This window comes from Rhodococcus parequi, assembly GCF_046042785.1.
In the GTDB taxonomy this organism is placed as follows: Bacteria; Actinomycetota; Actinomycetes; order Mycobacteriales; family Mycobacteriaceae; genus Prescottella; species Prescottella parequi.
On the sequence record NZ_JBDLNV010000005.1, the window covers coordinates 133,937 to 154,914 of the forward strand.

General features: G+C 70.0%; 1 protein-coding gene. It reads left to right on the plus strand.

All coding sequences use genetic code 11. The annotated features are described in order from the left end of the window. Nucleotides 1–177: 177 nt before the first annotated feature. The gene (locus ABEU20_RS15255) at nt 178–20,964 is read left to right on the plus strand and encodes a non-ribosomal peptide synthase/polyketide synthase (RefSeq protein ID WP_420165247.1); all 20,787 of its coding nucleotides are present in this window, start codon (nt 178–180) and stop codon (nt 20,962–20,964) included. The last annotated feature ends 14 nt before the right edge of the window (nt 20,965–20,978 follow it).

A 20,978-nucleotide genomic window follows, 5' to 3' on the forward strand; every position in this document is an offset into this window, starting at 1 on the left:
GTGACCGGCGTCCGCCGGCGCCCGCTGCTGTAACGAAACAGGTCCGATCAGCAGATATATCCCGAGTGTGTGCCTTGTCGGCCGACCGTTCGAACCTGTGTCGGGCACGGCTGAGAAGGGTCATGTGTTTCGGTGTCCGCCTCGGGTCGCTCGGCGACACGTGGGCGGGGGCGCGTGATGGTGAGAAGAGAGGCTCTGGGTTTGGACTCGCTAGGCGTCGGTGGACTAGAGGGTGACAGCTCTATCGGCGGGGAGGCACGTCCGTTCCCGCTGTCTCAGGCACAGCTCGGTATGTGGTTCGCGCAACACGTGGACCCGTCCGTGCCCGCCAACATCGCCCAGTACGTCGAACTTCGTGGCGAACTCGACGTCGCCCGGCTGCACCGGGCCAGCGCTCGGGCCGCGGGTGAGACCGGGTCCGGGTACGTGCGTCTGCTCGAGGTCGACGCCGAGCCGCGACAGCTGGTCGACACCTCGCTCGACGACGCTCCCGAGTACGTCGACCTCCGGGCGGAAGCCGATCCGCGCGCGGCGGCTCTCGCGTGGATGCGCGCCGACTACAGCGCGCCCGTCGATCTCCTGCGCGACCGGCTGGTCGTGGCCGCCGTCCTGCACGTCGAGGACGGTCTCTACTACTGGTACAACCGTGCCCACCACGTCGTGCTGGACGGATTCGGTGCGACCACGTTCGTGAACCGCGTGGCCGAACTCTACTCGGCCGACGTGGACGGTGTGGAGCCCTCGCCGAGCCTGGCGTCGCCGCTGGAGAAGGTCTACGACGCCGACCGCACCTATCGCTCCTCGACGCGTTTCGCATCGGACCGTGACTACTGGCTCGAGCGCGTCGCCGACGTGGCGGAGCCGACGAGTCTCGCCGGCCGTGCCGCGCCGCCCGCGCCGCTGAGCCGGATCGACAGCGCCGCGCTGTCCGAAGGGACGTCCGCCCGGATGGACGCCTTCCTCGACCGTGAGGACACGACGATCGCCACGGTCGTCATCGCGGCGTTCGCGGCCTACCTGGCCCAGATGACGGGCCGCGAGGACGTCGTCCTGAGCCTGCCCGTCACCGCGCGCACGAACGCGGTCCTGCGGCGCTCCGGCGGCATGACGTCCAACGTGGTCCCGCTGCGCCTGACGGTGCCCGCCGACACCACCGTGTCGCAGATGCTGGGCCGAGTCGCGACCGAGGTGTCCGGCGCGCTGCGTCATCAGCGGTACCGCCACGAGGACATCCGCCGTGACGTCACGGGCGCGGCCGGGCAGGCGTCGTTCTTCGGACCGTGGGTGAACATCATGATGTTCCACACGGAACTGCGGTTCGGCGACACCGTCGGCGAGCAGCACATCCTCTCGACGGGCCTCATCGAGGATCTCGGTGTCAACGTCTACCAGGGCATCGCGGGCGCTACGACGCACGTCGACTTCGAGTCGAACCCCAACCTGTACGGCGACGACGAGGCCCGCCGCAACCACGAGCGCTTCGTCGAATTCCTCGACCGCTACGTGGCCGCGGCGTCGGACCAGCCGGTGTGGGGGATTCCGCTCGGCACCGAACTCGAGTGCCGCACGGTGCTGGGTGAGTGGGTCCGTACGGGCCACGACTTCCGGCCGCGCAACCTTGCCGAGGCTTTCGACGAGCAGGTGGCGCGCACGCCCGACGCGACAGCGCTGGTGTTCGAGGGCGCGACGCTGACGTACGCAGAGCTCGACGCCCGCGCCAATGCGCTCGCCCGCACGCTCATCGAGATGGGTGTCGGTCCCGAATCGCTTGTCGGACTGTCTATCCGGCGTTCCCTCGACCTGATCATCGGCCTGTACGCGATCGTGAAGTCCGGCGGTGCGTGGGTTCCGATCGACCCGGACCACCCTGCCGACCGCACCGCGTACATCCTCGAATCCGCCGGCCCGGCCTGCGTGCTCACCACCGCGCGCGACGCCGTGGATCTGCCGGAGGGCGTCGTGTCGCTCGAGATCGACACGCTCGATCTCGCGGTGCTGGACAGCCGGCCGGTCACGGATACCGACCGGCTCGCGCCGCTGCGCCCGGAGAACACCGCGTACGTGATCTACACGTCGGGTTCGACGGGCCGGCCCAAGGGCGTCGCGGTCTCGCACGCCGCGATCGACAACCAGCTCGAGTGGATGCTGCACGAGTATCCGATGACCGAGTCGGACGCCTACCTGCAGAAGACGGCGACCACGTTCGACGTGTCGCTGTGGGGCTTCTTCATGCCCCTGCGGGTCGGTGCATCGATGGTGATCGCCACTCCGGACGGTCACCGTGACCCGGTGTACGTGGCCAACAAGATCGCCGAGCACTCGGTGACCGTCACCGACTTCGTGCCGTCGATGCTGACGGTGTTCGTCGCGAATGCCCCTGCCGGATCGTGTGATTCGCTGCGAGACTGCTTCGTCATCGGTGAGGCACTGCCGCCCGAGACCGCCGCCGAGTTCCGGGAGTTGTGCGACGCGGGTCTGCACAACCTGTACGGCCCCACCGAGGCCGCGGTGTCGGTGACCTACTACGAGTCGGGCCCGCAGGACACCGCGACGGTCCCGATCGGTGTCGCCGAGTGGAACACTCGCGCCTACGTGCTCGACCACCGACTGCGACCCGCCCCCATCGGTCAGCCGGGAGAGCTCTATCTCGCGGGCGACCAGCTGGCCCGGGGCTACGTCGGCCGGCCCGACATCACGTCGGATCGGTTCGTCGCCAACCCGTTCGGCGGAATCGACGGTGTCGGCACCGCGGGGGAGCGGATGTACCGCACCGGTGACCTCGTCCGCTGGCGGGCGGACGGCAACCTCGACTACATCGGGCGCACCGACTTCCAGGTGAAGTTCCGCGGCCAGCGCATCGAGCTGGGCGAGATCGAGACGGTCCTGCTCGCGCACGACGATGTGTCGCAGACCGTCGTGCTCGTGGTGTCGACCGCGACCGGCGACCAGTTGGTCGCCTACGTGGTGCCCGGACCCGGTCGCACGATCGTCCCGGCGGATCTCGCCGAGTTCGCGGGCCGGTCGCTGCCGGCCTACATGGTCCCGGCGTCGGTGACCGTGCTCGACGCTTTCCCGCTCAACACCAGCGGCAAGCTCGACCGTAAAGCGCTGCCCGAACCGATGTTCCTGAGCAACAAGGAGTTCCGCGCTCCTCGCAGCGATGCCGAGAAGACGGTTGCGGCGGTGTACTCGGAGGTGCTCGGCATCGAGCGGGTGGGCCTCGACGACGACTTCTTCGAACTCGGTGGCAACTCGCTCGTCGCGACGCAGGTCGTGACCCGGGTCGGCGCCGCTCTCGACGTCCGGCTGGGCGTGCGCGAGTTGTTCGAGGCTTCGACCGTCGCGGCGCTGGCCGCGCGCGCGGGGGCCACCGTCCATCGCGGCACCGGTGCGCCCGCCCTCGGCTCGGTCGCCCGCCCCGCACGCATCCCGCTGTCGCTCGCCCAGCAGCGGATGTGGTTCCTCAACCGCTTCGACGCCACGACGGCGGTCTACAACCTCCCGTTCGCGGTCCGGTTGTCCGGTGCGGTGAACCCGCAGGCATTCTCCGCCGCCTTCGCGGACGTGGTCGAGCGGCACGAGTCGCTGCGCACGGTCTACCCCGAGGTCGACGGCGTCGCCCAGCAGGTCGTTCTTCCCGTCCGCGACGTCGTGCGCGACCTCGAACCGGTCGCGACCGCACCCGGCGATCTCGAGCCGACCCTGCTGCGCCTCGCGTCCCGCGGCTTCGACGTGACGACGGAAGCCCCGTTCCGGATCGAGCTGCTGCGGCTGTCCGAGACCGAGTACGTGGTCGCCATGGTGCTGCACCACATCGCGGCGGACGGCTCGTCGTTCGGACCGCTCGCCCGCGATCTGATGATCGCGTACGCCGCCCGATCCGAGGGCGCCGCCCCGGCATGGGCGCCGTTGCCCGTGCAGTATGCCGACTACGCGGTGTGGCAGCACGAGATGCTCGGCTCCGAGACGGACCCGAATTCGATTGCCGGACAGCAGATCGAGTACTGGACCGGAGCGCTCGCGGGGCTGCCGGACCAGCTGGATCTCCCGGCCGACCGCCCCCGCCCGGCCGTGGCGTCGGGCGCCGGCGCCAAGCTGCGTTTCGACGTCTCCGCCGAAACGCACGCGCGGCTGCTGGATGTCGCCCGTGAGCACGGCGCGACGTTGTTCATGGTCGTGCACGCGGCGTACGCGGTGCTGCTGGCGCGCCTGAGCGGGACGTCGGACATCGCCGTGGGTACACCCGTCGCGGGACGCGGCGACCAGGCGCTCGACGGGCTGATCGGCATGTTCGTCAACACGCTCGTGCTCCGCGCCCAGGTGGATCCGGACGTCACGTTCGCCGAATTGATCGACGCCGTCAAGACCACCGATCTCGAGGCGTACGGCAACGCGGACGTCCCCTTCGAGTGGCTGGTCGAGGCACTCGAGCCGACCCGGTCGCCGGCCCGCCATCCGCTGTTCCAGGCGATGCTGTCCGCCGAGGTGGCCGGGGTGCGCGACCTGAGTTTCGCCGGGGTGCGCGCGGCAGCCGCCGAACTCGACGTTCCCGTCTCCAAGTTCGACCTCCAGCTGCAGATCTCCGAGGGATTCGACGAGTCGGGCGCACCCGCTTCGATCGGGGCCGTCCTCGAGTACGCGACGGACCTGTTCGACGAGTCGACCGTCGCGACGTTCGCGGAGCGGTTCGTGCGCATCCTGGATGCGATCGTCTCCGACACCACGCTGACCGTGGGTGACGTCTGCCTCCTGGACGACACCGAGGAGCACCAGGTCGTCCACGAGTGGAACCGGACCGGCCACGATCTCCCCGCCGTGACGCTGCCCGAACTGTTCGAACGTCAGGCGGCGGCGACGCCGTCGGCGCCGGCGGTGGTGTTCGCGACGGGATCGTGGACCTACGACGAGTTCGCGTCCCGCGTCAACCGCCTCGCGCGGTATCTGGTCGGGGTGGGTGTCGGGCCCGAGAGCGTGGTCGCCGTCGCGATGGAACGTTCACCCGAACTGCTCACGGCCGTGTACGCCGTCCTCGCTGCCGGTGGCGCCTACGTGCCGCTCGATCCGCAGCAGCCCGTCGAGCGGAACGCTCACATCCTCGGCACCGCGGGTCCCTCGTGCGTCCTGACGACGTCCGGTGACGCCGTCGACCTGCCGGCCCACGTGCTGCGTGTCGACGTCGACACCCTGGATCTGTCCGCGATGTCGTCGGCGCCGCTGACGGACGCGGCCCGGCGTGCCCCCCTGCGCCCCGCGAACGCGGCCTACGTGCTGTTCACGTCCGGATCGACCGGTCGCCCCAAGGGCGTGACGATCTCGCATTCGGCCGTCGTCAACCAGTTGCTGTCGATGCAGGACGAGTACCGCCTCGGCGCCGACGATTCGGTGCTGTTCAAGACTCCCGTCACGTTCGACGCGTCGGTGTGGGAGCTGTTCTGGCCGTTGGAATCCGGGGCCCGCATCGTCGTCGCCGCGCCGGACGGCCACCGCGACCCCGCGTACCTGGCCAGGATCCTGGCGGAGCAGTCGATCACGGTGGTGCAGTTCGTTCCGACCGTGCTCGACGCCGTCGCGGACCACCTCGAGCGGCAGGGCTGTGTGTCGTTGGCGCACGTGTTCTGTGGCGGTGAACCGCTCACCTCGGCAGTCGTTTCCCGGGTCCGGAGCATCTGCGATGCCGCGATCCACAATCTGTACGGCCCCACCGAGACCGCGGTCCAGGTCACCCGGCGCACCGTCACCGGAACCGAGTCGGCAGCCGTGCCGATCGGCGCCCCGGTCTGGAACAGCAGGGTTCGCGTCCTCGATGCCCGGTTGAACCCGGTTCCCGCCGGGGTGGTCGGGGAACTGTACGTGTCCGGTTCCCAGTTGGCGCGCGGATACCGCGGCCGGTCCGATCTGACGTCGGAACGGTTCGTCGCCGACCCGTGGGAGCCGGGTGAGCGGATGTACCGGACCGGTGACCTCGTGCGCTGGATCGTCGAGCCCGACGGCACGGGCGAGCTGGAGTACGTGGGGCGCAGCGACTTCCAGGTGAAGGTGCGCGGTCTGCGTATCGAGCTCGGCGAAGTGGAGACGGCTGTCCGCGAGCACGGTTCGGTGTCCCAGGCCGTGGTGGCACTGCACCACGACCCGCGGGCCGGTGACCAGCTGGTCGCGTACGTCGTCGCGTCGGCCGAGAGCGTCGTCCCGTTCGATCCGGCGGATCTGCGGGCCCACCTCTCGTTGCGACTGCCGTCGTACATGGTGCCCACCCTGTTCCTGCCGATCGACGCGCTGCCGCGGACGACGTCGGGCAAGATCGACCGGCGCGCGCTGCCCGTCCCGGTGTTCGAGGCGAAGTCGTTCCGGGTTCCGCGGACCCCGGTCGAGGAGATCGTGGCGGACGTTCTCGCGGACGTCCTCGGAGTCGAGACGGTCGGACTGGACGACGAGTTCTTCGCGCTCGGCGGCAACTCGCTGATCGCTACGCAGGTGGTTGCCCGCCTCGGGGCGGCGCTGGACACGTCCGTGCCGGTGCGGGTGCTGTTCGAGTCGTCCACCGTCGAGCAGCTCGCGGTGCGGGTGGAACAGCACGCAGGCGCGGGGAACCGCGCCCCGCTCGTCGCCCAGGAACGCCCGGCCCGGGTCCCGTTGTCGTTGGCGCAGCAGCGCATGTGGTTCCTCAACCGACTCGACCCCCGATCCGCGACCTACAACCTCGCGTTCGGTCTCCGACTGACGGGTGATCTGGACGTCGTGGCCCTGCAGGTCGCGCTGGTGGACGTGCTCGACCGCCACGAGTCCCTGCGCACGGTGTTCCCCGATTCGCCCGAGGGGCCGCACCAGGCGGTGGTGGACGCCGTGCGCGTCGTTCCGAACCTCACTCCGGTGCACGTCGGGGTCGACGAATTGCACCGTGAGATGGTGACTTTCGCGTCGACCGGGTTCGACGTGACGACGGAGACTCCGGTTCGCGCCAGACTGTTCCGGATCGACCCGTTCGACCACGTCCTCGCGATCGTCGTCCACCACATCAGCGCCGACGGCTGGTCCATGGGTCCGCTGGCCCGCGACGTCATGGCGTCGTACGACGCGCGGGTGCGCTGGGGACAGCCCGTGTGGGAGGCCCTGCCCGTCCAGTACGCCGACTACGCGCTGTGGCAGCGGCAGATCCTCGGCTCGGAGGACGACGACGACTCGATCGTCTCGAAGCAGGCTCGCTACTGGTCGGCGCACCTCGACGGCCTGCCCGACCAGCTCGACCTGCCGACGGACCGTCCGCGCCCGGCGCGGCAGTCCTATCGCGGCGCGACGATCGACTTCACAGTGCCGGCGGACGTGCACCGTGCGCTGATCGCCATCGCGCACGAACGCAACGCGTCTCTGTTCATGGTGGTGCACGCGGCGCTGTCGGTTCTGCTGTCCCGTTCCGCCGCCACCGACGACGTCGCGATCGGCACTCCGGTGGCCGGGCGCGGCGAGCAGGCGCTCGACGATCTGGTCGGCATGTTCGTCAACACGCTCGTGCTGCGCACGCACGTCGACTCCGGTACGCGATTCGCGGATCTGCTCTCGCACGCACGGGACGTGGCGCTGGGGGCGTTCGCGAACTCCGACATCCCGTTCGAGCGGCTCGTCGAGATCCTCAACCCCGCGCGGTCGACGGCCCGGCACCCGCTGATCCAGGTGATGCTGTCGTTCGAGAACCTGGGCGCGACTCATCTCGAGTTGCCCGACCTCACCATCGACAAGGTCGAGCTGGACGCCGCGGTCGCGAAGTTCGATCTGCAGTTCACCTTCCGGGAATCGATCGGCGAGGGTGGTCTCGCGGGCGGGATGGCAGGCGAGTTCACCTACGCGACAGACTTGTTCGACGAGTCGACGGTGCAGGCGCTCGCGGACCGATTCCTCCGTGTGCTCGCGGCCGTGGTCGCTTCCCCGGACACCGTCGTCGGCGACATCGAGCTTCTCGGCGCCGACGAGATCGCCCAGCTCACCGGCCCCGCCGGGCTCGACGCGCCCGAGCCGACGCTGTTGCCCGATCTGCTGGCAGCGGCGGTGGACGCCGATCCCGACGCACTCGCGCTGATCGCCGGTGCCGAGGAGATCACCTATCGCGAACTCGACGAGCGGTCCACTCGACTGGCGCGGCTGCTGGGCTCGCGCGGCGCGGGCCCCGAGGACGTCATCGCGGTGGCACTGACGCGGTCCGTCGAATCGGTGACCGCTGTATGGGCGGTCGCGAAATCGGGTGCCGCGTTCGTGCCCGTCGATCCGAACTACCCGCGCGACCGGGTGGCACACATGGTTTCGGACTCGGGCGCCGTGCTCGGTGTGACGACGTCCGAGCACGCCGACGTCCTCCCGGACGGCCTTCCCTGGCTGGTGCTCGACGATGCGGCGGTGTCGGCAGGCCTCGCGGAACAGTCGGTGGAGCGGCTCTCGAACACCGATCGGGTACGGCCTCTCGCTCCGGGGCACCCCGCGTACGTCATCTACACGTCCGGCTCCACCGGCGTGCCGAAGGGCGTCGTGGTCACGCACACCGGCCTGGCGGCGTTCGCGGCCGAGCAGGTGGAGCGGTACGGCATCGATTCCGATTCGCGGACCCTGCATTTCGCGTCACCGAGCTTCGACGCGTCGATCCTCGAGTTGCTGATGGCCTTCGGCGCGGCTGCGACGATGGTGATCGCACCGACCTCGATCTACGGCGGTCAGGAGCTCACGGAACTGCTGGCGGACCGTCGCGTCACCCACGCCTTCGTGACGCCGGCGGCGTTGGCGTCGGTCGATCCGTCCGCGCTCGACGCCCTCGGCGTCGTCGTCGTCGGCGGCGAGGCGTGCTCGGCGGACCTGGTGGCCCGCTGGGCGACCGGTGGCCGGAAGATGTTCAACGCGTACGGGCCGACCGAGGCGACGGTCGCCTCCAACATCTCGGACCCGCTCGTGCCGGGCGAGCCGGTGACGATCGGCCGCGCGATCCGCGGGGCCGGCACCTACGTGCTCGACGCGCGCCTGCGCCCGGTACCGGCCGGCGTCGTGGGTGAGCTGTACCTCGAGGGAGTGGGACTGGCCCGCGGCTACCACGAGCGTGCCGGACTCACCGCGGAGCGGTTCGTGGCCAATCCGTTCGGCGCGCCGGGCTCGCGTCTGTACCGCACCGGCGACGTCGTGCGCACGACCGCCGACCGGGTGCTCGAGTACGTCGGCCGCGCCGACGACCAGGTGAAGCTGCGCGGCTTCCGCATCGAGCTCGGTGAGATCGAGGCCGTGCTGCATCGCCTGGGCGCCGTCGCGCAGGCCGTGGTCGTGGTCAAGCATCAGCAGCTCGTCGCGTACCTCGTGGCCGCTCCGGGGGCTTCGATCGACCCGGCCGAGGTGAAGGACTCGGTGGGGCGGGCCCTGCCGGCGTACATGGTCCCCGCGGCCGTCGTCGTGCTCGACGAGCTGCCGATCAGCGGCAGTGGCAAGCTGGACCGGAAAGCGTTGCCGGAGCCCGAGTTCGAGGCGCGCGTGTTCCGGGCACCGGAGACTCCGATCGAGGAGATCGTCGCCGGGGTGTTCGCGGAACTGCTCGACACGCCACGGGTCGGCCGCGACGACGACTTCTTCGATCTCGGCGGCAACTCGCTCGTCGCGACGCGGGTCGTGGCTCGGATCGGCGAGAGTCTCGACACGCGGGTTCCGGTGCGGGAGCTGTTCGAAGCCTCGACCGTGCAAGCGTTGGCGGCTCGAATCGAGCAGTCGGTCGGCAGCGGACGCCGCCCGCTCGTCGCGAGGTCGCGGCCCGAGAGGATTCCGCTGTCGTACGCGCAACAGCGGATGTGGTTCCTGAACCGATTCGACGTCTCGTCCGCCGGCAACAACATCCCTGTCGCCGTCCGGCTGTCCGGGCTGCTCGACCGCACCGCGTTGCGCGCGGCGGTCGGTGACGTGATCGTCCGCCACGAATCGCTGCGGACGGTGTACCCCGAGATCGACGGTGTCGGGACCCAGGTGATCCGTCCGGCGTCGCACGTGCGGATCGCGCTCGAGCCGATCGCGATCGGCGCCGACGAACTACCGACTGCGCTCGGGGACCTGGCCCGCGCGGCGTTCGACGTCACGCGGGAGGTCCCGCTGCGGGCGGAGCTGTACGAACTGAGCCCCACCGAGCACGTTCTCGCTCTCGTGGTGCACCACATCGCGGCCGACGGCTTCTCGATGGGGCCGTTGACCCGAGACATCATGGTGGCCTACACCGCTCGTTGCGAGGGCGGCCTGCCGACGTGGCAACCGCTGCCCGTCCAGTACGCCGACTACGCGCTGTGGCAGCGCGAGGCGCTCGGCGCCGAGGACGACCCGGAATCCGTGTTCGCGCAGCAGGTCGCCTACTGGAGCGACCGTCTCGCGGGCGTGCCGGACCAGCTCGACCTGCCTGCCGACCGGCCCCGGCCCGCGGTGGCGTCCGGTCGCGGCGCCACCCACCGGTTCCCCGTCTCCGCGTCGATCCATCGGGCGATCGTCGCGTTCGCGAAGCGCACCAACACGACACCGTTCATGGTCTTCCACGCGGCGCTGTCGGTGTTGGCGGCGCGGCTGAGCGGCACGTCGGACATCGCGATCGGTACCCCTGTCGCAGGACGTGGCGAATCCGCGATCGACGACCTGGTGGGAATGTTCGTCAACACTCTGGTCCTCCGTACCGAGGTGGACGGCGATCGGTCGTTCGAGGCTCTCGTCGAGTCGGTGCGGGAGACGGACCTGGGCGCGTTCGCGCACTCGGACGTGCCGTTCGAGCGGTTGGTCGAGGTCCTCGCACCGACGCGCTCCCAGGCCCGCAACCCCCTCTTCCAGGTGATGCTCGCCTTCCAGAACCTCGGTCGGACGAGCTTCGAACTCCCCGGCGTGACGGTCTCGGAGGTCGACGTCGACGAGGTCTTCTCGAAGTTCGACGTCCAGGTCAGCGTCATGGAGTCGATCGACGACGCCGGGGCCGCTGCCGGTCTCACCGTCGAACTGACCTATGCGACAGACCTGTTCGACGCATCGACGATGGCGGACTTCGGGACACGTCTGGTCCGGACACTGTCCGCGGTACTGGCGGACCCCACGGTTGCCGTGGGCGATGTCGCGCTGTTGGACGACGTCGAGCGGGCACGGGTCGTCGGGGACTGGAACGCGACCGATCGTGTGGTCGACGGCACGACGCTGCCGGAGTCGTTCGAGGCGCAGGTGTCCCGGACCCCGGACGCGACGGCGGTCGTGTGCGAGGGCGAAGCACTGTCGTACGCGGAGTTCGCGGCGCGCGTGCGCCGCGTGGCGCGGTTCCTGATCGCGGAGGGCGTGGGGCCCGAGTCGCTGGTCGCAGTGGCGATGGGTCGATCGCTGGATCAGCTCGTGGCGCTCTACGCCGTGGCGGCCGCCGGTGGCGGCTACGTTCCGGTGGACCCCGATCAGCCCGCCGAGCGGAACGCCTACATTCTCGGGACGGCGAATCCGGTTCTGTTGCTGACCACCTCGCGCGAGGGCGAGGGCCTGCCCGAGGTGCGTCGCACCGTTCACCTCGACACCGCCGACGTGTCCGGCTTCTCCGACGCCCCGGTCACGGCGGCGGAGCGTCCGGCGCCGCTGCGTCCGGACAACGCCGCGTACGTCGTGTTCACGTCGGGTTCGACGGGCCGGCCGAAGGGCGTGACGGTCTCGCATCGTTCCGTCGTCAATCAGCTCGCGTGGATGCAGGACGAGTACACCCTCGGCGTGGCCGACCGCGTTCTGCTGAAGACGGTCTTCACCTTCGATGCATCGGTGTGGGAGTTGTTCTGGCCCTTGCAGGTCGGCGCCGCCATCGTCGTCGCCCCGCGCGACGCGCATCGCGACCCGGCCGCGCTGGCCCGGGTGATCGGAGAGCGGTCGGTCACCGTCGCGCAGTTCGTACCGTCGGTTCTCGAGGCAACGATCGACCATCTCGACGCTCACGGAGCGGCGTCCCTGACCCGGGTGTTCAGCGGCGGCGAGGCGCTCACCGGTGCACTGGTGGCACGGCTCCGACGGGTCACGGGGGCGTCCGTACACAACCTGTACGGTCCGACGGAAGCGACCGTGCAGGCCACCCGGCACGAGGCGACCGGCGCCGGCACCGGTGTGGTGCCGATCGGTGCGCCGGTGTGGAACACGCGGGCGTTCGTGTTGGACGCGCGACTGAACCCGGTGCCGGTGGGAGTTCCGGGAGAGCTGTATCTGGCGGGCGTGCAGCTGGCACGGGGATACGCCTCGCGGGCGGATCTGACAGCGGATCGTTTCGTGGCGAACCCGTTCTCCGACAACGGGGAGCGGATGTACCGCACGGGTGACCTGGTCCGCCGGACAGCCGACGGCACGCTGGAGTATCTCGGCCGCACGGACTTCCAGGTGAAGTTGCGTGGTCTGCGGATCGAGCTCGAGGAGATCGAGACCTCGCTGCTCGCGATGGCGGAGATCACGCGAGCAGTCGTCGTGGTCAAGAACGATCAGCTGGTCGCGTACGTGGTCGCGGGCGACCACTTCGATGCCGACACGGTCAAGGCCGCGCTGGCCACGTCGCTGGCGTCGTACATGGTTCCGCAGGTGTTCGTCGCGCTCGACGCGTTCCCGCTCAATGCCTCCGGCAAGCTGGACCGGAAGGCTCTGCCGGAGCCGGTGTTCGAGACCAGGAGCTTCCGCGCGCCGACGACTCCGACCCAGGAGATCGTCGCCGGTGTGTTCGCCGACGTCCTGGACCTCGATCGCGTCGGGCTGGACGACGACTTCTTCGCCCTGGGCGGCAATTCGCTCGTGGCGACGCAGGTGGTCTCGCGTCTGGGCGTCGCACTCGACACCCAGGTGCCGGTGCGGGTGCTGTTCGAGGCGTCGACGGTCGAATCCCTGGCGGCGCGGGCGCAGGTGCTGGCAGGTTCCGGCTCCCGGCCTCCGTTGACCGCACGGGAGCGACCGGCGCGGATCCCGTTGTCGCTCGCCCAGCAGCGCATGTGGTTCCTCAGCCGGTTCGAGCCCGAGTCGGCCGTGAACAACATTCCGCTCGCCATCCGGCTGTCCGGCGGCCTGGACGTCGACGCCCTACGCCTCGCCGTGCGGGACGTGATCGCCCGGCACGAATCGCTGCGGACCGTCTTCCCCGACGTCGACGGCGTCGGAACGCAGGCCGTCCTGCCGGTCGAACGGGTCGCGATCGATCTCGAGCCCGAGACGGTGCACGGTGGCGACCTGACCGCCCGGATCGAGTCGCTGGCCGCTGCCGGCTTCGACCTGTCGACCGACATCCCCGTGCGCGCGGCGCTGTTCCGACTCGCCGACGACGATCACGTGCTCGCGATCGTGGTCCACCACATTGCGTCCGACGGCTTCTCGATGGCTCCGCTGAGCCGCGACGTGATGGTCGCCTACGCCGCGCGCTCGGCGGGGGAGGCCCCGTCGTGGGCCCCGCTCGCGGTGCAGTACGCCGACTACTCGCTGTGGCAGCGGGAAGTCCTCGGGAGCGAGGACGATTCCGAGTCCGTCATCTCGCGTCAGGTGGAGTACTGGACCGGGCAGCTCGCCGACCTGCCCGAGCAGTTGGATCTGCCCTCGGACCGGCCTCGGCCGGTGGTGGCGTCCAACCACGGTGCGTCGTACCGCTTCTCGATCGGTCCCGAGCTGCATGCCGCGATCGATTCGGTGGCACGCGCCTGCGGTGCCACGCCGTTCATGGTGGTGCACGGGGCGTTGTCGGTTCTCCTGGCGCGGTTGAGCGGCACTTCCGACATCGCGATCGGCACCCCGGTCGCCGGTCGCGGCGAGGCTGCGCTCGACGACGTGATCGGCATGTTCGTCGGCACGCTGGTCCTGCGGACGGAGGTGGACGGTGGTCAGCCGTTCGCCGACCTGCTCGCACGGATCAGGTCGACCGATCTGGCCGCGTTCGAGCACGCCGACCTCCCGTTCGAGCGTCTCGTCGAGATCCTGGACCCGGAGCGCTCGCAGGCCCGGCACCCACTGTTCCAGGTGATGCTGGCGTTCCAGAACCTCGATCGTGCCTCGCTCGAGCTCGCCGGACTGAGCGTGTCCGCGGTCGACTTCGACGCGGCCGTCGCGAAATTCGACCTCCAGGTCACGGTCGAGCCGGTGGAATCCGGGTACACGGTCGATCTCACGTATGCCACCGATCTGTTCGACGAAGCGTCGATGCGCGTGTTCGCCGCCCGCTTCGTCCGGGTACTCGAGACCGTCGTCGCGGATCCGACTGCGGTGGTCGGCGACATCGATCTGCTCGACGAGCGTGAGCGGTCCCTGGTTCTGGGCGACTGGAACGCGACCGATCATGCGGTCACGGGGTCCACGCTGGTGGATCTCTTCGACGCACAGGCGGCGCGCACTCCCGATGCCACGGCACTGGTGTACGAGGGCGAGTCGTTGTCGTACGCGGAGTTCGCGGCGCGGGTACGCCGCACCGCGCGGCTGCTGATCGCGGAGGGCGTCGGCCCCGACTCGCTCGTCGGGCTCGGCGTGCGCCGGTCGCCGGACCTGCTGGTGGGGATGTACGCGGTGCTCACCGCGGGCGGCGGATACGTTCCGATCGACCCGGACCAGCCCGCCGAACGCAACGCCTACATCCTGGAGACGGCGAATCCGGTTCTGCTGCTGACCACCTCGCGGGACAGCGGCGACCTTCCCGCAGTGCAACGCGCCGTGGCTCTCGACGGCGTGGACGTCTCGCGGTTCTCGGACGCCCCGGTCACCGATGCGGAGCGCCGTGCGCCGCTGCGTCCGGACAACGCCGCGTACGTGATCTTCACGTCCGGCTCCACGGGCCGGCCGAAGGGCGTGGCCGTCGGCCACACCGCGATCGTCAACCAGATCGAGTGGCTGTGCGCGGAGTACGCCCTGTCGGCCGACGACGTCGTGCTGCAGAAGACCCCGTTCACGTTCGACGTCTCGCTCTGGGAACTGTTCGGCACGTTGGCGGTCGGTGCCCGCCTGGTGATCGCGGCCCCGGACGGGCATCGAGATCCGGCGTATCTCGCGCGGGTGATCGAGGAGCAGTCGGTGACGGCGACGTCGTTCGTGCCGTCGATGCTGACGGCGTTCACGGCGGAGCTGGCGTCCGGTGACTGCGATTCGCTGCGGCTGGTGCAGGTGGCCGGTGAGGCCTTCCCGACCTCGGCCGCAGCACGGTTCACCGCGGTGAACCGTGCGGAACTGCACAACCTGTACGGACCGACGGAGTTCGCGGTGCACGCGACGGCTCGCCCGGTCGCCGGCACCGTCGGTGCGAGCGTCCCGATGGGGTCGCCGGTGTGGAACAGCCGGGCATACGTGCTCGACGGGCGCCTTCGCCCGGTCCCGGCGGGTGTCGCGGGCGAGCTGTATCTCGCGGGAGCCCAGCTGGCGCGCGGCTACTTCGGTCGGGCCGACCTGACGGCGGACCGCTTCGTGGCGAACCCGTTCGCCACCACCGGCGAGCGGATGTACCGCACCGGTGACCTGGTGAAGTGGACGGTCGGGGCGAGCGAAGCGACGGGGGATCTTCCTGCGGGTGAGCTGGAGTACCTGGGGCGCACGGACTTCCAGGTGAAGCTGCGTGGCCTGCGGATCGAACTCGGCGAGATCGAGACGGCACTGCTGGCGCGACCCGAGGTCACACAGTCGGTGGTGCTCGTCAAGTCCGATCAGCTGGTGGCCTACGTGGCCGCGCCGGGTGGACTCGACGTCGACCGGGTCAAGGCCGAACTGGCCGCCTCGCTCGCGTCGTACATGGTGCCGCAGACGTTCGTCGTGCTCGACGCCTTCCCGCTGAACGCGTCCGGCAAGTTGGATCGGAAGGCCTTGCCGGAACCGGTCTTCGAGACGAAGGCCTTCCGGGCTCCGGCGACGTCGACCCAGGAGATCGTGGCCGGTGTCTTCGCCGAGGTCCTGGGTGTCGACCGGGTGGGGCTGGACGACGACTTCTTCGCACTGGGCGGCAACTCGCTGGTCGCGACGCAGGTGGTCTCCCGCTTGGGTCGGGCCCTCGACACACGGGTGCCGGTGCGGGAACTGTTCGAGGCGTCGACGGTCGAGGCCCTCGCGGCGCGGCTGACGCAGCAGGCCGGCGGTACTCGCAAGGCCCTCGCGGCCCGCCCGCGTCCCGAGCGGATCCCGCTCTCGCTCGCGCAGCAGCGCATGTGGTTCCTCAACCGGTTCGACACCGAGTCGACCGCGTACAACATCCCGCTGGCACTGCGGATGTCCGGGAACCTCGATATCGAGGCACTCGAGCGGGCCCTCGCCGACGTGACGGAGCGGCACGAGTCGCTGCGCACGGTGTTCCCGGCGACCGACGACGGTCCCGCGCAGGTCATCCTGTCCGCCGCGGACGCGCGTACGCCGCTCCAGGTCGTCGACGTGGCTCCGGTCGACCTACCCGGCCGGCTGCGTGCGCTCGCCGAGACCCGGTTCGACGTCACCTCCGACGTCCCGATCCGGGTGGAGCTGTACCGCACGGGCGCAGACGAGTTCGTCCTCGCCATGGTCGTCCATCACATCAGCGCGGACGGCGTCTCCCTCGCGCCGCTCACCCGCGACGTCATGACCGCGTACGCCGCACGCACTGCCGGACTCGCCCCGGGGTGGGCGCCGCTCGCGGTGCAGTACGCGGACTACTCGTTGTGGCAGCGCGAGATCCTCGGCGACGAGGGCGATCCGCAGTCGCTCGCCGCGCAGCAGCTCGGATACTGGAGCGAGACGCTCGCCGAGTTGCCGGACCAGTTGAATCTGCCGACCGACCATCCGCGTCCCGCGGTGCAGTCGTTCCGCGGCGGCCTCGTGGAGTTCGAGATCGACGCCCCGACCCACCGGGCGCTGCGTGATCTCGCCCGCGAGCAGAACGCGACGCTGTTCATGGCGGTGCATTCGGCGTTCGCGGTGTTGCTGTCGCGGCTGTCGGGCAGCGACGACATCGCGGTCGGTACCCCGATCGCGGGTCGTGGCGAGGCCGAACTCGACGCGCTGGTCGGCATGTTCGTCAACACGCTCGTGTTCCGCACCCGCGTGGACGGTGCGCAGTCGTTCGCCGACCTGGTGTCGGGGGTGCGCGACACCGATCTCGAGGCGTTCGCGCACGCGGACGTGCCGTTCGAGCGGCTGGTCGAGCACCTCAACCCGACGCGGTCGACGGCGCGGCACCCGCTGTTCCAGGTGGGCTTCTCGTTCCAGAACCACGACACCGGCACGCTCGAGCTGCCCGGCCTCACCGTCGAGGCGGCCGAGATCGAATCGGGTGTGGCGCAGTTCGATCTGCACCTCATCGTCGAGGACCGCTACGACGACGGCGGCGACCCGGCGGGCATGAAGGCGTCGATGACGTACGCCCTCGACCTGTTCGACGAGTCGACCGTCCGCTCGTTCGCGGACCGCTTCGCGCGCCTGCTCGGCACCGTCGTGGTCAAGCCCACGCTGTCCGTCGGCGACGTCGATCTGCTGGGCCTCGACGAGCGGGCCCGGTTGCTGGTGGAGTGCAACGCCACCGCGACGCCGACCGAGCCGGCGACCCTCGTCGACCTGTTCGACGCGCAGGTGGAGGCCACCCCCGACGGGATCGCCCTCGTCAGCGGCGCCGAGCGGGTCACGTACGCCGAGTTCGACGCCCGTGTGAACCGCCTCGCGCGGAGGTTGATCGCGGACGGCGTGGGACCGGAGTCGCTCGTGGCCCTGTCGATTCGCCGTTCGGTCGATCTGCTGGTCGGCATGTACGCGGTCGCCAAGGCCGGCGGTGCCTACGTTCCCGTCGACCCGGACCAGCCCGCGGAGCGGACCGGCTACATCCTCGAGGCGGCGCAGCCGGTGTGCGTGCTCACCACGTCGAGCGACCGTGCCGCTGCTGCGCGGTGGCCGGTAGTCGAGATCGACACCGTCGACCTCGACGCGTTCGCGGCCACCCCGGTCGTCGACGCCGATCGACTGCGGCCGCTCGATTCCCGCAACACCGCGTACGTGATCTTCACGTCGGGCTCGACGGGCCGACCCAAGGGCGTCGCCGTGCCGCACGGGGCGATCGTCAACCAGTTGCTCTGGATGCGTGACGAATACGCGCTGGACTCCACGGACGCCGCGCTGCTCAAGACGGCTGCGACGTTCGACCTGTCGGTGTGGGAGTTCTGGTCGATGACCACGTGCGGCGGCCGGCTCGTGATCGCGTCGCCGGACGGTCATCGCGATCCGGGCTACCTGCTGGACCTGCTCCGCGACGAGCAGGTCACCACGCTGCACGTGGTCCCGTCGATGCTGTCGATGCTCACCACGACCGCAGGTGGGACGCTACCGGCGTCGCTGCGCCGCATCTTCGCGATCGGCGAGGCGCTGCCGGCCGCGACCGCGCAGGCATTCCGTGCCGACAACACCGCGGTGCTGCACAACCTGTACGGACCCACCGAGGCTGCGGTGTCGGTGACCCACCACGAGGTGACCGACGCGGACACCGTCGTCGTCCCGATCGGTGTGCCGGAGTGGAACACTCGGGTGTACGTGCTGGATTCGCGGCTCAATCCGGTTCCGGCCGGTGTGACGGGCGAGCTGTACCTCGCGGGCGTGCAGTTGGCCCGCGGGTACCACGGCAGGGCGGACCTCACGGCCGACCGTTTCGTCGCCGACCCGTGGGCTACCGGTGAGCGGATGTACCGCACCGGTGACGTGGTGCGCTGGAAGGTCGGGGCGAGCGAAGCAACGGGGGATGTCGCCGCGGGCGAACTCGAGTACGTCGAGCGGGCCGACTTCCAGGTCAAGGTCCGCGGTTTCCGCATCGAACTCGGCGAGATCGAGGCGGCGCTGCGGGAACTGCCCGGGATCCGCGAGGCCGCGGTCACGGCGCACACCGACGCTCACACCGGCACGCGCCTGGTCGCGTACCTGATGGCCGACGCCGACACCGACACCGCGACGGTGAACGCCGCGCTGGCGCGGACGCTGCCGTCGTACATGGTGCCGTCGGCGTACGTGGTGCTGGATGCGTTGCCGCTCAACACGAACGGCAAGCTCGATCGGAAGGCTCTCCCGGAGCCGGTGTTCGAGGCCCGCGACTTCCGGGCCGCGACCACGCCGATCGAGGAGATCGTCGCCGGTGCTTTCGCCGACGTCCTCGGGATCGAGCGGGTCGGTCTGGACGACGACTTCTTCGAACTCGGTGGCAACTCGCTGGTGGCCACACAGCTGGTGGCCCGCCTCGGTGCGGCGCTCGACACGCAGGTGCCGGTGCGTGTGGTGTTCGAGGACTCGACAGTCGCGGGTGTCTCGGCTGCGGTCACCCCGCTCGTCGGCCAGGGCGGACGCCCCGCGCTCACCGCGCGGACGCGTCCGGCGCACGTCCCGCTCTCGCTCGCGCAGCAGCGGATGTGGACCCTCAACCAGGTCGATACCGCGTCGGCGGCCTACAACATCCCGGTCGCCGTGCGACTGTCGGGCGCGTTGGACGCCGAGATCCTGGCGGGTGCCGTGGCCGACGTGATCGCGCGGCACGAGGTGCTGCACACGACGTACCCGGACACCGCCGACGGCCCGGCGCAGGTGCTGGTCCCGGTCGATCGGGCCGTGCCGCGGCTACGGCCGATCGCGGTGTCCGAGACGGACGTCACCGACCGGTTGATCGAGTTCCTGGGACGTGGATTCGACGTCACCACCGAGGTGCCCGTCCGGGCGGCGCTGTTCGCGCTCGGGGAGACCGAGCACGTGCTCGCGTTCGTCGCGCACCACATCGCGGCCGACGGGTTCTCGATGGGGCCGCTCATCCGCGACGTCATGCTCGCGTACGTCGCGCGGATCGACGGCGGTGTGCCGCAGTGGGAGCCGCTCGGCGTGCAGTACGCCGACTTCACGCTGTGGCAGCGTGAGGTCCTCGGCGACGAGTCCGATCCGGAATCGGCCGTCGCCCGGCAGATCGCGTACTGGGTGGACGAGCTGGCGGGGGCACCGGAACTGTCGGCGCTGCCGACTGATCGTCCGCGGCCGGCCCGTCCCTCGCTCGCGGGTGCCGCGGTTCCGTTCACGGTCGATGCGGACCTCGCTGCGCGCGTCGAGAAGACGGCCCGCGAGCAGGGCGCGACGACGTTCATGGTCTTCCATGCGGCGCTCGCGATCCTGCTGTCGCGGCTCGGCGGGTCGAACGATGTCACGATCGGCACCCCGGTCGCGGGCCGCGGTGACGCCGCCCTCGACGACCTGATCGGCATGTTCGTGGGCACGCTCGCGCTGCGCACCCGCGTCGAGCCGAGCGCGTCGTTCGCGGATCTGCTCGCACACGCGCGGACCCGGGATCTGGCCGCGTTCGCCAACGCCGACGTGCCGTTCGAGCAGGTGGTCGAGGCGGCCGGCGTCCGCCGTTCGAGCGCCTACACACCGCTGTTCCAGGTGATGCTCACGTTCCAGAACATGCAGACGGGCACGTTCGCGCTGCCCGGACTGGAGGTGTCGGCTGTCGATCTCGGCGCCGACCAGTCGAAGTTCGACGTCCAGGTCACCGCGGTGGAGCAGTTCGATCAGTCCGGCGCCCTCACCGGCATCGACGGATCGTTCACGTACGCCACCGACCTGTTCGACCGGGAGACCGTCGAGGTCTTCGCCGACCGGTTCGTGCGGATCCTGGGCGCCGTCACCGAGAATCCCGCCGTGGTGCTGCGCGCCATCGACGTCACGACCGACACCGAACGGGCGGCACTCGAGCCGAAGAAGCAGTTCACGGTGGACGACCTCCCCGAGCTGGTCGCGGGCGCCGCGCAGGTCGCGCCCGAGACGGTGGCCATCGCGCACGACGGCACCGACGTCACGTTCGGGCAGCTGCACGCGAAGTTGGACGCGACCGTCACGCTGATGGGTGCCGCGTTGAAGGGCGAGGCGCTGATGACCGTCGCCCTGACGGGTCTGCTGCCGGGCATCCTGCCCGCGCTGGGCCCGGACGGGTATCGGTCGGCGGTTGCCGAGATGATCGTCACCGCATCGGCGATCATCGAGGGCGGACACGAGTGATCGCAGTCGGATGA